The sequence below is a fragment of the Shinella granuli genome (assembly GCF_004341885.1).
Lineage (GTDB): Bacteria > Pseudomonadota > Alphaproteobacteria > Rhizobiales > Rhizobiaceae > Shinella > Shinella granuli.
The window spans coordinates 386,936-399,097 of record NZ_SLVX01000002.1 but is presented as its reverse complement, the minus strand read 5'-3'; the positions used below and the strand labels follow the sequence as shown (position 1 = coordinate 399,097).

The 12,162-nt window shown below is 63.9% G+C and carries 11 protein-coding genes; 2 read left to right on the top strand and 9 right to left on the bottom strand.

Annotated elements, in window-relative coordinates; translation table 11 throughout:
- Window positions 1-106: 106 nt before the first annotated feature.
- From lon to clpP, 3 genes are all read right to left on the bottom strand, one after another.
- Entirely contained in the window at window positions 107-2,530 is a 2,424-nt protein-coding gene (gene lon / locus EV665_RS05150; protein WP_064329748.1) for an endopeptidase La, read from the bottom strand.
- Window positions 2,531-2,944: 414 nt separating this feature from the next.
- Complete coding sequence (gene clpX / locus EV665_RS05145) at window positions 2,945-4,222, bottom strand: ATP-dependent Clp protease ATP-binding subunit ClpX (protein ID WP_064329747.1); 1,278 nt, start codon at window positions 4,220-4,222, stop codon at window positions 2,945-2,947.
- 288 nt (window positions 4,223-4,510) lie between these two features.
- Window positions 4,511-5,143, bottom strand: coding sequence for an ATP-dependent Clp endopeptidase proteolytic subunit ClpP (clpP, locus tag EV665_RS05140; RefSeq protein ID WP_064329746.1), 633 nt, complete (start codon window positions 5,141-5,143; stop codon window positions 4,511-4,513).
- A gap of 274 nt (window positions 5,144-5,417) precedes the next feature.
- Between clpP and ggt the strand changes: the two genes are divergently transcribed.
- Complete coding sequence (gene ggt, locus EV665_RS05135) at window positions 5,418-7,172, top strand: gamma-glutamyltransferase (protein ID WP_133033310.1); 1,755 nt, start codon at window positions 5,418-5,420, stop codon at window positions 7,170-7,172.
- A gap of 2 nt (window positions 7,173-7,174) precedes the next feature.
- Here ggt and EV665_RS05130 read toward each other — a convergent pair whose 3' ends face one another.
- A complete protein-coding gene (locus EV665_RS05130; protein WP_064329744.1) occupies window positions 7,175-7,561 on the bottom strand; it encodes a type II toxin-antitoxin system VapC family toxin in 387 nt (128 codons plus the stop codon).
- Window positions 7,558-7,806, bottom strand: a complete 249-nt coding sequence (locus tag EV665_RS05125; protein WP_133033309.1) for a type II toxin-antitoxin system Phd/YefM family antitoxin — start codon at window positions 7,804-7,806, stop codon at window positions 7,558-7,560. Before EV665_RS05125 ends, EV665_RS05130 begins: the two co-directional genes overlap by 4 nt.
- 99 nt (window positions 7,807-7,905) lie before the next feature.
- Between EV665_RS05125 and EV665_RS05120 the strand changes: the two genes are divergently transcribed.
- Window positions 7,906-9,156: a cytochrome P450 gene (locus EV665_RS05120; protein WP_133033308.1), complete on the top strand. Its 1,251-nt coding sequence runs from the start codon at window positions 7,906-7,908 to the stop codon at window positions 9,154-9,156.
- A gap of 40 nt (window positions 9,157-9,196) precedes the next feature.
- Here the strand turns inward: EV665_RS05120 and EV665_RS05115 are convergent, their stop codons facing one another.
- The 4 genes from EV665_RS05115 to EV665_RS05100 all read right to left on the bottom strand — a co-directional run bounded on the left by EV665_RS05115 (window position 9,197) and on the right by EV665_RS05100 (window position 11,929).
- Window positions 9,197-9,541, bottom strand: a complete 345-nt coding sequence (locus EV665_RS05115) for a cupin domain-containing protein (RefSeq protein WP_133033307.1) — start codon at window positions 9,539-9,541, stop codon at window positions 9,197-9,199.
- 55 nt (window positions 9,542-9,596) lie between these two features.
- Entirely contained in the window at window positions 9,597-10,880 is a 1,284-nt protein-coding gene (locus tag EV665_RS05110) for an O-acetylhomoserine aminocarboxypropyltransferase (protein WP_064329740.1), read from the bottom strand.
- Window positions 10,881-10,997: 117 nt separating this feature from the next.
- The gene (locus tag EV665_RS05105) at window positions 10,998-11,426 is read right to left on the bottom strand and encodes a CoA-binding protein (RefSeq protein ID WP_064329739.1); all 429 of its coding nucleotides are present in this window, start codon (window positions 11,424-11,426) and stop codon (window positions 10,998-11,000) included.
- A gap of 65 nt (window positions 11,427-11,491) precedes the next feature.
- A complete protein-coding gene (locus EV665_RS05100) occupies window positions 11,492-11,929 on the bottom strand; it encodes a CoA-binding protein (protein WP_064329738.1) in 438 nt (145 codons plus the stop codon).
- Between the last annotated feature and the right edge of the window lie 233 nt (window positions 11,930-12,162).

Sequence of the window (12,162 nt, the reverse complement as noted above, 5' to 3'; positions counted from 1 at the left end):
GAGAATCCGGGCTTTACACACGTTTTTCAACGAAAAAGACCGGCCGAAAGGCCGGTCTTTTCCCGTTTCGCTCCAAAATGCCGGGTGTGCCACCCGGCGCTAAGGCTCAATGCGCGATCGCGCCCGTGCCCTCGTCGGTCGATTCGACCGCCGGAACCTTGGCATCCTCGACCGTGCCGTCCCACTCGATCGGCTCCGGCCGGCGGACCAGCGCATGCTTGATCACCTCGCCCATGCGCGAGACCGGGACGATCTCCATGTTGTTCTTCACGTTGTCCGGAATGTCCGCCAGGTCCTTGGCGTTCTCTTCCGGGATCAGCACCTTCTTGATGCCGCCGCGAAGCGCCGCGAGCAGCTTTTCCTTCAGGCCGCCGATCGGCAGCACCCGGCCGCGCAGCGTCACCTCGCCCGTCATCGCGATGTCCTTCGAGACCGGGATGCCGGTCATGATGGAGACGATGGCGGTCGCCATGGCGATGCCGGCCGACGGGCCGTCCTTCGGCGTCGCGCCTTCCGGCACGTGCACGTGGATGTCCGTCTTGTCGAAGCGCGGCGGCTCGATGCCGAAATCGACGGCACGCGAGCGGACATAGGAGGCCGCCGCCGAGATCGATTCCTTCATCACGTCCTTCAGGTTGCCGGTCACCGTCATGCGGCCCTTGCCACCCGGCAGGCTGACGCCTTCGATGGTGAGCAGCTCGCCGCCGACTTCCGTCCAGGCAAGGCCCGTGACGACGCCGACCTGATCCTCGCGCTCGGCTTCGCCGTGGCGGAAGCGCGGAACGCCGAGGAAGTCATGGATGTTGTCCGCCGTGACCTCGACCGTCTTCGACTTGCCCTTGATGATCTCGGTGACCGCCTTGCGGGCGAGCTTCATCAGTTCACGCTCGAAGTTACGGACGCCCGCCTCGCGGGTATACTGCTGGATGACCGCCATCAGCGCGCCGTCGGTGACCGAGAATTCCTTCGGCTGCAGCGCGTGGTCGCGGATCGCCTTGGGCAGCAGGTGCCGTTTGGCGATCTCCAGCTTTTCCTCTTCCGTGTAGCCGGCGATGCGGATCACTTCCATGCGGTCCATCAGGGGCGCGGGAATGTTCAGCGTGTTCGCCGTCGTCACGAACATGACGTTGGACAGGTCGTATTCGACTTCCAGGTAGTGGTCCATGAAGGTCGAGTTCTGTTCCGGATCGAGCACCTCCAGCAGGGCCGAGGACGGGTCGCCGCGGAAATCCATGCCCATCTTGTCGATCTCGTCGAGCAGGAAGAGCGGGTTGGACTTCTTCGCCTTCTTCATCGACTGGATGACCTTGCCGGGCATCGAGCCGATATAGGTGCGGCGGTGGCCGCGGATCTCGGCCTCGTCGCGCACGCCGCCGAGCGCCATGCGGATGTACTCACGGCCGGTCGCCTTGGCGATCGATTTCGCAAGCGAGGTCTTGCCGACGCCCGGAGGGCCGACGAGGCACAGGATCGGGCCCTTGATCTTGGTCGAGCGGGCCTGCACGGCGAGATATTCGACGATGCGCTCCTTGACCTTGTCGAGGCCGAAATGATCCTCGTCGAGGATCTTCTCCGCGGCGTTGAGGTCGGTCTTGATCTTCGACTTCTTGCCCCACGGAATGCCCGTCAGCCAGTCGAGATAGTTGCGCACGACGGTGGCTTCCGCCGACATCGGGCTCATCTGGCGCAGCTTCTTCAATTCGGCATCCGCCTTCTCGCGGGCCTCCTTGGAGAGCTTGGCCTTGGCGATCTTCTCTTCCAGTTCAGCCATCTCGTCGCGGCCATCCTCGCCGTCGCCGAGCTCCTTCTGGATCGCCTTCATCTGTTCGTTGAGGTAGTACTCGCGCTGGGTCTTCTCCATCTGGCGCTTGACACGCGAGCGGATGCGCTTTTCGACCTGCAGGACGGAAATCTCGCCTTCCATGAAGCCGAGCGCCTTTTCAAGGCGCAGCTTGACGCTGGTCGTCTCGAGCATCTCCTGCTTTTCGACGATCTTGATGGAAAGGTGCGAAGCGACGGTGTCGGCGAGCTTCGAGTAATCCTCGATCTGGCTCGCGGCGCCGACGACTTCCGGCGAAATCTTCTTGTTGAGCTTCACATAGTTCTCGAACTCGGAGACGACCGAGCGCGACAGCGCCTCGATCTCCACCGGGTCCTCTTCGGGCTCGGCCAGGACATGGGCCATCGCCTCGTAGAATTCCTCGCGGTCCGTGTAGCCGTCGATCTCGGCACGCGCGCGGCCTTCGACCAGCACCTTGACGGTGCCGTCGGGCAGCTTGAGGAGCTGGAGCACGTTGGCGACGGTGCCGATGCGGTAGATGGCGTCGACTTCCGGATCGTCGTCGGAGGCATTGATCTGGGTGGCAAGCATGATCTGCTTGTCGGTGCCCATCACCTCTTCCAGGGCGCGGATCGACTTCTCGCGGCCGACGAACAGCGGGACGATCATGTGCGGGAACACCACGATGTCGCGCAGGGGCAGGACCGGGAAGGCCGTGGAGTCGTGCGACGCAGACGTCTTTTTCGTCATGTCATTTCCTTTCAAACGTCCCGTTTCCGGGAACCGGACCATTCGGCGCTTGGGGTGCCGGGCCGGCGATCTTTTCCATCCACAAGTGGCGTGCGGTTAACACATTTTCAAGCCCGGTTGCAGAGTGCCCCACTCCACGACGGACAAGCGAACCAGCGACAGGAAGTGTAGTCTTCCGCGCTGTCGCGGAACTTGCGGCCTCCCCCCGACGGGACCGCCGGAGCATACACAGCACAGAATCGACGCCTTCCATTCTGGCCCGGCGCAGACCGTTTCGCAACGGCTCGACGAAGCAGCGGAAGCTTGCCCATCATGCCCCTTCCCGCGGCACGCGACCAGTCACGAAATGTCACCAGGTGCCTCAAACGAAAAGACCCGCCGGCGGCGGGTCCTTCCTGAACAGGTCCGGCACGATCAGGCCGAAACGTTGGCCTTCTCGTCGGAACGCTCCGAATAGATGTAGAGTGGACGGGCCGAGCCCTTGACCACCTCGTCGGAGATGACGACCTCGCGCACGCCTTCCAGCGTCGGCAGTTCGAACATCGTGTCGAGCAGGATCTTCTCCATGATCGAGCGCAGGCCGCGCGCGCCGGTCTTGCGGACGATCGCCTTGCGGGCGATCTCGCGCAGCGCGTCCTCGTGGAAGGTCAGTTCCACGTCTTCCATCTCGAACAGGCGCTGGTACTGCTTGACGAGCGCGTTCTTCGGCTCCGACAGGATCTGGATCAGCGCGTCCTCGTCGAGGTCCTCCAGCGTCGCCAGGACCGGCAGGCGACCGATGAATTCCGGGATGAGGCCGAACTTCACCAGGTCTTCCGGCTCCAGCTCGCGCAGCACCTCGCCGACGCGGCGGTCTTCCGGTGCACGCACCGTCGCGCCGAAGCCGATCGAGGTCTTCTCGCCGCGGGCGGAGATGATCTTGTCGAGGCCGGCAAAGGCGCCGCCGCAGATGAACAGGATGTTCGTCGTGTCGACCTGCAGGAATTCCTGCTGCGGATGCTTGCGGCCGCCCTGCGGCGGAACCGAGGCGACCGTGCCTTCCATGATCTTCAGAAGCGCCTGCTGCACGCCCTCGCCCGACACGTCCCGGGTGATGGACGGGTTGTCGGACTTGCGCGAGATCTTGTCGACCTCGTCGATATAGACGATGCCGCGCTGGGCGCGCTCGACATTGTAGTCGGCCGCCTGAAGCAGCTTCAGGATGATGTTCTCCACGTCCTCGCCAACGTAACCGGCTTCGGTCAGCGTCGTGGCGTCGGCCATGGTGAAGGGCACGTCGATGATGCGGGCGAGCGTCTGGGCGAGATAGGTCTTGCCGCAGCCCGTCGGGCCGACCAGCATGATGTTCGACTTCGCCAGTTCCACGTCCGAGCCCTTGGCGGCATGCGCCAGGCGCTTGTAGTGGTTGTGCACCGCCACCGACAGGATGCGTTTCGCCTGCTGCTGGCCGATGACGTATTCGTCGAGGACCTTGATGATATCCTGGGGCGTGGGAACGCCGTCGCGGGATTTCACCATCGAGGTCTTGTTCTCCTCGCGGATGATGTCCATGCACAATTCGACGCATTCATCGCAGATGAACACCGTCGGTCCGGCAATCAGTTTGCGGACCTCGTGCTGGCTCTTGCCGCAGAAGGAGCAGTAGAGGGTATTCTTGGAGTCGCCGCCGTTGCTGCCGCTGACCTTGCTCATATCACTTTCCTTCCAGCACGCCGTTCATCTCCCGGAAGATGGCCGGACAACTCAAACCGCCTTTGCCGGAGCCGCTCGCGCTTTCCTTCAAAGGCTCCAGGGGTACTGACCGGACAGGGCATCGCCCAAAACCGGTGGCAACGAATCCCCCACCGAAATACCAAATGCTAGGCCGTCACACATCAACATAGCATTAACGACCAATATTACCGGCTTTGCGGTGCGGATAAAGCCCCGTGACCCTTACAAATGTGTCACAATAGCTTCATCCGCGGCAAAACCATGACATTACACGCTTTCTGCGCCCTCGATCGCCTCGCGGCTCGTGATGACGCGATCGACAAGACCCCATTCCTTCGCCTCGTCGGCACTCATGAAATGGTCACGGTCGAGCGTCTGTTCCACTTCCTCGTAGGTGCGGCCGCAGTGCTTGACATAGACCTCGTTCAGCTTGCGCTTCATCTTGAGGATGTCCTTGGCGTGGCGCTCGATGTCCGACGCCTGGCCCTGGAAGCCGCCCGAGGGCTGGTGCACCATGATGCGGGCGTTCGGCGTCGCAAAGCGCATGTCCTTGTGGCCGGCGGCCAGCAGCAGCGAGCCCATCGACGCGGCCTGGCCGATGCAGAGCGTCGAGACGGCCGGCTTGATGAACTGCATCGTATCGTAGATCGCCATGCCCGAGGTGACGACGCCGCCCGGCGAATTGATGTAGAGCGCGATTTCCTTCTTCGGGTTTTCCGCTTCGAGGAAGAGGAGCTGCGCGCAGACGAGCGTGGCGATGTGATCCTCGACGGGACCCGTCAGGAAGATGATGCGCTCCTTCAGGAGGCGCGAATAGATGTCGTAGGAACGCTCGCCGCGGTTGGTCTGCTCGACGACCATCGGCACCAGAGCCATGGCGGTATCTACGGGATTTCTCATGTCAATCCTTCATCGGTGTGGCCCTGAAACCCCGCGCCAAGCGTTGGGAATCAGCAAGTTTCATCTTCCCTACATAGAGTGTCAGGGTGGCGGACTTCAAGACAGATGCGCGTTTTGCGGCGCTCTATGCGAGAATGCAGTTAACTCACGCAACGGGTGGCGGCGATTTCCACAACCGAACCGCCGGCAGGGTGAAGGAAGGATGAATCCCGATCCGCGCCTTGCCTCCCCCCGGCGATTGTCTGCACTATATCCTTCTCCAGCGGAGGCAGCCATGATGAAACGATCCCTCGTCGCCCTCGGGCTTCTTTTCCTGACATCGGCCGGGGCGTCCGCCCAGCAGGCCTCCGACAGCGTCGCGCCCGAGCGCTCGACAGGCCTTGCGGCGGCGAAGGTCATCACCGCGAAGACCCATATGGTGGCGGCCGCCCATCCGCTTGCGGCCGAGGCCGGCGAAAGGATCCTCGCCGGCGGCGGCAGCGCGATCGACGCCATGATCGCCGTGCAGACCGTGCTCGGCCTCGTCGAGCCGCAATCCTCCGGTCTCGGCGGCGGCGCCTTCCTCGTCTATTACGATGCCGGGACGGGCCGCCTCACCACGCTCGACGGCCGCGAGACGGCGCCGATGGAGGCGACGCCCAAACTCTTCCTCGACGACAAGGGCGCGCCGATGCAGTTCTTCGACGCCGTCGTCGGCGGGCGCTCGGTCGGCACGCCGGGCACCGTCATGCTGATGCAGGAGGCGCACAACCGCTGGGGCCAGACACCCTGGCAGGACCTTTTTGCGCCGGCGGAAAAACTCGCCCGCGACGGCTTTGCCGTCTCGCCGCGCCTTGCCGGGCTCGTCGCCGCGGAGGGCGACCGGCTGAAGACCTTCGAGGCGACCACCGCCTACTTCTTCGGCGCCGACGGCGCGCCGCTGAAGGCCGGCAGCATCCTCAGGAATCCGGCCTATGCCGAGACGCTTTCCGCCATCGCCAGAGGCGGCGCGGCGGCCTTCTATGGCGGCCCGATCGCCGAGGCGATCGTCGATACGGTGCGCACATCGGGAAGGAACGCCGGCGTGCTCTCGCTCGCCGATCTCGCCAACTACCAGGTGAAGGAGCGCCGGCCGGTCTGCGTCGCCTATCGCGCGCTCGACGTCTGCGGCATGGGGCCGCCCTCCTCCGGCGCGGTCGCCATCGGCCAGATGCTCGGCATGCTGGAGAATTTCGACCTCAAGGCGCTCGGCAGGGACAATCCGGAAAGCTGGCGGCTGATCGGCGACGCCCAGCGCCTCGCCTTCGCCGACCGCGAGCGTTACCTCGCCGACACGGATTTCGTGCCCGCCCCGATAAAGGGGCTTCTGGAGAAAACCTATCTCGGCGAGCGTGCAAGGCTGCTCGACGGCGACAGGGCGCTTGCCGACGACGCCGTGACAGCAGGCAAGCCGGAATGGGACCACGCCTTCAACTTCGGCCGCGACGCCGCGCTCGAACGGCCTTCCACCAGCCATTTCGTCATCGTCGACAAAGCGGGTAATGTCGTCTCGATGACGACCACCATCGAGAACGGCTTCGGCTCCCGGCTGATGACCGGCGGCTTCCTGCTCAACAACGAACTCACCGACTTCTCCTTCAAGACCCATGACGAGGGCCTGCCCGTCGCCAACCGCGTGGAGCCCGGAAAGCGCCCCCGTTCCTCCATGTCGCCGACCATCGTGCTGAAGGACGGCAAGCCCGTGCTGGCCATCGGCTCGCCCGGCGGCAGCCAGATCATCGGCTATGTCGCCCAGGCGCTGATCGCCCATATCGACTGGGGCATGGATGTCGGCGCGGTCGTCGCCATGCCGCACCTCGTCAACCGCTTCGGCCCCTACGACCTCGAAGCCGGAACGGACGCGGAAAAGCTCGCCGAACCGCTGAAGGCCCTCGGCTACGAGGTGAAGCTGAGCGAACTGAACTCCGGCCTGCACGCCATCACCCTCTCCGCCGACGGCCTCACTGGCGCTGCCGATCCGCGGCGAGAGGGCATTGCCATTGGAGAATAAGATCAGACGAGCCGGATCGGCCCCGGATAGGATGCCAGCCGTCGATCGGCAGTAAGCAGCAGAAGTCCCTCCGTTCGCGCCTGGGCGATAAGCATGCGGTCGAAGGGATCATTGTGAATGCCCGGAAGGTCCGCCACCGCGATTGCGTGAGCGGCGGCGATCGGCAGTTCCTCGTAGCCGCTTTCGATGAGACCGCGTCGCAGAAGCGATGCATCGACAGAGAAATCCTGCCGGTTCAAAGCCTGCTTGATCGCGACCTCCCAAATGCTCGCAGCGCTGAAGACCAGCACATTGTCCTGGTCGCCCATCAGCTTGACTGCTTCCGCGCTCAGGCGCTCGATCCCTTCGGCGGCCCAGATCAGGAGATGCGTGTCAATCAGCAGTCTCATTCTTCACCGCGGAACATCGTTTCGATCTCGTCCTGCCCCATCATGTCGAAATCGTCGGGGATCCGCAGATGTCCCGAAAGGAATCCGAAGCGACTCGGAGCCGGCTTCCTGACCGGCTCCTCCAGCGGCACGACCCGGACCATCGGCTTGCCCGCCTTGGCGATGACGAACGATTCTCCGTCCGCAGCCTGTTCGACAAGGCGCGAAAGATGGGTCTTCGCTTCGTGAATGTTGACGACACGCATGTTCGCCTCCTGTGGACTTAGTTCAATGAACTTAGTTTATTATCGCCGTTCAAGCAAATTCTGGTTTTCCTTTACGCCGGAATTCGTTACCGATGGGCCATGACGACGACACATCTCCCCTTCCTCTCCATCGATCCCGCCAGCCGCCGCGTCTCGCTCGACGGCCGCAATCCCGATTTCTACCGCGATCCGAACCCGGTTTACGCGGCGCTGCATGCGCACTGTCCCACCTTCTGGTGGGAAGAGCAGAAGATGTGGTACTTCACCGGCTACGACCATGTGAACGGCCTCCTGCGCGACCGCCGCTTCGGCCGGCAGATCCTGCATGTGGCGACGCGGGAGGAGCTGGGCCTGCCGGAGCCGCAGGCGCATCTCGCCCATTTCGACGCCGCCGAAGCCTGGTCGCTGCTGGAGCTGGAGCCGCCAGAACACACACGGCTGCGCACCCTCGTCAACCGCGCCTTCGTCTCGCGCATGATCGAGAAGCTGACGCCGGAGATTTCCGCGCTCTGCCATGAGGCGATCGATCGGTTCGAGAAGGACGGGAAAGTCGAACTGCTCTCCGCCTTCGCCGACATCCTGCCGGTGACGATGATCGCCCGCATGATCGGCATTCCCGACGAGATGGGACCGCAGCTCCTGAAATGGTCGCATGCCTATGTGCGCATGTACATGTTCGGCCGCACGCACGCGGACGAGATCGCGGCCGACAGGGCGGCCGAAGAATTCTCCGCCTATGTCCGCGGCGTCATCGCCGAGCGCCGGGCGGACCCGCGCGACGACCTGCTCTCGCACATGGTGCATACGGAGCACCGCGGCCAGCTCCTGACCGAGGACGAGCTGATCTCAACGACCATCGTGCTGCTCAATGCCGGCCACGAGGCCACGGTGCACCAGATCGGCAATGCGGTGCGCACCATCCTGGAAAACGGCGCCGATCCTTCGGTGCTCTTCGCCGGCGGGAAGGCGACGGAGCGCACGGTCGAGGAATGCCTGCGCATCTCCGCGCCGGTGCACATCTTCGACCGTTTCGCGCTGGAGGATGTCGAACTCGACGGCATCCACTTCCGCCGCGGCGACAAGGTGGCGATGATCCTCGCGGCCGCCAATCTCGACCCGAGGAAATTCACCGATCCCCTCGTCTTCATGCCGGACCGCAACGAGGGCGCCAACCTCTCCTTCGGCGCCGGCATCCACTTCTGCATCGGCGCGCCGCTCGCCCGGCTGGAGCTCAACATCGCCCTGCCGATCCTCTTCCAGCGCCTGCCGAACCTGCGGATCGCGAAGAAGCCCGTGGTGAAGGATGTCTACCACTTCCACGGGCTGGAGGCGCTGGAGCTGGAGTGGTGACGTCCTGGTAAAGTCCAGGGGCACACTTTTTCTGGCATTGCTAGACGCGGATGACGTAGTCCTTGCGAGTCGTTTCAACGACTTCCCAGGTTCCCTTGAAGCCGGGTCTCAGGATCAGGCGGTCGCCGGCCTTCAGGTGGGTGGTCTCGCCATTTTCCGAAACCACGATCGAGTGCCCCTCCAGGATGTGAAAATACTCCCACTCGTCGTACTGGATGCGCCATTTTCCCGGCGTCGACTGCCAGATGCCGGCATAGATTCTGCCGTCGGCCTCCTCGATGTTCCAGGTGGTGAAGACCGGGTCGCCCGCGATCAGCCGGTCGGCGGCCGGGCGGCCTTCCTCGGGCGTGATGCCGGAGGCGTCGAAGGGTTGCGCCTTGCTCATGCTGCTGTCCCTTTCCCGAAAGGAAACGGGCGGCTCGAAAGCCGCCCGGAGAGGTTCACGCCTTGGCCAGCGCCTGCTCGATATCCGCGATGATGTCGGCGACGTCCTCGATGCCGATCGACAGGCGCACGACGTCGGGGCCGGCGCCGGCGGCGACCTGCTGCTCCTCGCTGAGCTGGCGATGGGTGGTCGAGGCCGGGTGGATGACGAGGGAGCGCGTGTCGCCGATATTGGCGAGGTGCGAGAGCATTTCCAGGCCCTCGACGAAGCGCTTGCCCGATTCGTAGCCGCCCTTGAGGCCGAAGGTGAAGACGGCACCGGCACCCTTGGGCGAATAGCGCTGCTGGGTGGCATGGTTCGGATCGTCCTCCAGGCCCGCATAGGTGACCCAGGAGATCTTGTCGTGGCCCTTCAGCCATTTGGCGACGGCGAGCGCATTGTCGCAATGGCGCTGCATCCTCAGCGGCAGGGTTTCGATGCCGGTCAGGATCTGGAAGGCGTTGAAGGGCGAGATGGCGGGGCCGAAATCGCGCAGGCCCAGCACGCGGCAGGCGATGGCGAAGGCGAAGTTGCCGAAGGTGGCATGCAGCACGATGCCAGCATATTCCGGCCGCGGCTCGGACAGCATCGGATATTTGCCGGAGGCCGTCCAGTCGAAGGTGCCGCCGTCGACGATGACGCCGCCCATGGAATTGCCATGGCCGCCCATGAACTTGGTCAGCGAATGCACGACGATGTCGGCGCCGTGCTCCAGCGGGCGCACGAGATAGGGCGTCGCCATGGTGTTGTCGACGATGAGCGGCAGGCCGTGGCGATGGGCGATCTCGGCGATGCCGGCAATGTCGACGAAGGTGCCGCCGGGGTTTGCCAGGCTCTCGATGAAGATCGCCTTGGTCTTGTCGTCGATCTGGCTTTCGAAGGAGGAGAGGTCGGCCGTATCGGCCCAGCGCACATGCCAGTCGAAGCTCTTGAAGGCATGGCCGAACTGGTTGATCGAGCCGCCATAGAGCCGGCGCGCGGCGATGAAGTTGTCGCCCGGGCGCATGATCGTGTGGAAGACGAGGAGCTGGGCGGCATGGCCCGAGGCGACGGCGAGCGCCGCCGTGCCGCCTTCGAGCGCCGCCACACGCTCTTCCAGCACCGCCTGGGTCGGGTTCATGATGCGGGTGTAGATGTTGCCGAAGGCCTGCAGGCCGAAGAGCGATGCGGCATGGTCCGTGTCGTTGAACACGAAGCTCGTGGTCTGGTAGATCGGCGTCGCGCGCGCGCCCGTCGTCGGATCCGGCTGGGCGCCGGCGTGGATGGCGAGCGTTGAAAATCCGGGCTTGTTCTTCGTCATGAAATGGCCTCCCTGGCTAAAGTCGGGCGCACTATTTCAGAGAGCTAAGAGCCGGTCAAAGAAAGATTTTCCGGAAAAGCGCGGGCGCGACAATCCGCGATGCGCCGATGGCGGACCTTACGCGACGAGGCGGGGATATTCGATCGCCGGGCAGCGATCCATGACCACCTTGATGCCGGCCGCCTCCGCCCTTGCCGCCGCCGCGTCATGGCGCACCGAGAGCTGGCCCCAGATGACCCTCGGCAGCGGATTCAGCGCTAGCACCTCCTCCACGACCGAGGGGAGCGCATCCGCCGCGCGGAAAACGTCGACCATGTCGATGGGTTCGACGATATCGGCAAGACGGGCGACGACCGGCTGGCCGAGGATTTCCTTGCCGGCCTGGCCGGGATTGACCGGGATGACGCGATAGCCCTTGCGCAGCAGGAACGCCATCACCCGATGGCTGGGGCGCTCCGGATTGGGCGAGGCGCCGACGAGCGCGATCAGCCTGGTCGAACGCAGGATGTCGGCGATGTAATAGTCCGGATAGGAATCGTGGTTCATGCGGCTACCCCGTTTTGCTGCCGGAGAATTGGGGTAACGCTGCGTGAAGTCAATATGCGCGGCGCTCAGGAGGCCTTGAGCATCAGCACCGGATATTCCGTCACCGGGCAGCGATCCATGACCACCTGGATGCCGGCGGCCTCCGCCCGCGCGGCGGCGGCATCGTCGCGCACCGTGAACTGGCCCCAGAGCACGGAGGGAAGCGGATCGAGCGCCAGCACCTCGTCGACGACGGCTGAGAACTGGCTTGCCGCGCGAAAGACGTCGACCATGTCGATCGGCTCCGCGATATCGGCAAGATGCGCATAGACCTTCTGGCCGAGGATGGTCTTTCCGGCATGGCCGGGATTGACGGGGATGACATGATAGCCCTTGCCGAGCAGGAAGCCCATGACGCCATGGCTCGGCCGCGCGTCGTTCGGCGAGGCGCCGAGCACGGCGATCGTGTGCACGGATTTGAGGATGTGGCGAATATAGCTGTCGGGATAGTGATCGTGGTTCATCGCTGCCTCCTCCGGCGTTCGCGACCGTCTCTCACATGTCTTCCTGCCCTCCAGGCTAACGCAGAACCTTAAAGAAGACGACCACACCGGGACCGGCATTCGCGCGCCGATTGTGCCATTGTGGATCAGCTTCGGCCATTTTGCCGCAAAACCCGCCAGAATCCCGATTGCAAATCGGTGAAATTGCGCAGATGAAGGGCCGAGCCCCTCCCCCAATGGCTTGCCCCTCGAGG

Coding starts and splice junctions, on each gene's coding strand:
- lon (WP_064329748.1), bottom strand. CDS start 2,530: ATGACGAAAAAGACGTCTGCGTCGCACGACTCCACGGCCTTCCCGGTC.
- clpX (WP_064329747.1), bottom strand. CDS start 4,222: ATGAGCAAGGTCAGCGGCAGCAACGGCGGCGACTCCAAGAATACCCTC.
- clpP (WP_064329746.1), bottom strand. CDS start 5,143: ATGAGAAATCCCGTAGATACCGCCATGGCTCTGGTGCCGATGGTCGTC.
- ggt (WP_133033310.1), top strand. CDS start 5,418: ATGATGAAACGATCCCTCGTCGCCCTCGGGCTTCTTTTCCTGACATCG.
- EV665_RS05130 (WP_064329744.1), bottom strand. CDS start 7,561: ATGAGACTGCTGATTGACACGCATCTCCTGATCTGGGCCGCCGAAGGG.
- EV665_RS05125 (WP_133033309.1), bottom strand. CDS start 7,806: ATGCGTGTCGTCAACATTCACGAAGCGAAGACCCATCTTTCGCGCCTT.
- EV665_RS05120 (WP_133033308.1), top strand. CDS start 7,906: ATGACGACGACACATCTCCCCTTCCTCTCCATCGATCCCGCCAGCCGC.
- EV665_RS05115 (WP_133033307.1), bottom strand. CDS start 9,541: ATGAGCAAGGCGCAACCCTTCGACGCCTCCGGCATCACGCCCGAGGAA.
- EV665_RS05110 (WP_064329740.1), bottom strand. CDS start 10,880: ATGACGAAGAACAAGCCCGGATTTTCAACGCTCGCCATCCACGCCGGC.
- EV665_RS05105 (WP_064329739.1), bottom strand. CDS start 11,426: ATGAACCACGATTCCTATCCGGACTATTACATCGCCGACATCCTGCGT.
- EV665_RS05100 (WP_064329738.1), bottom strand. CDS start 11,929: ATGAACCACGATCACTATCCCGACAGCTATATTCGCCACATCCTCAAA.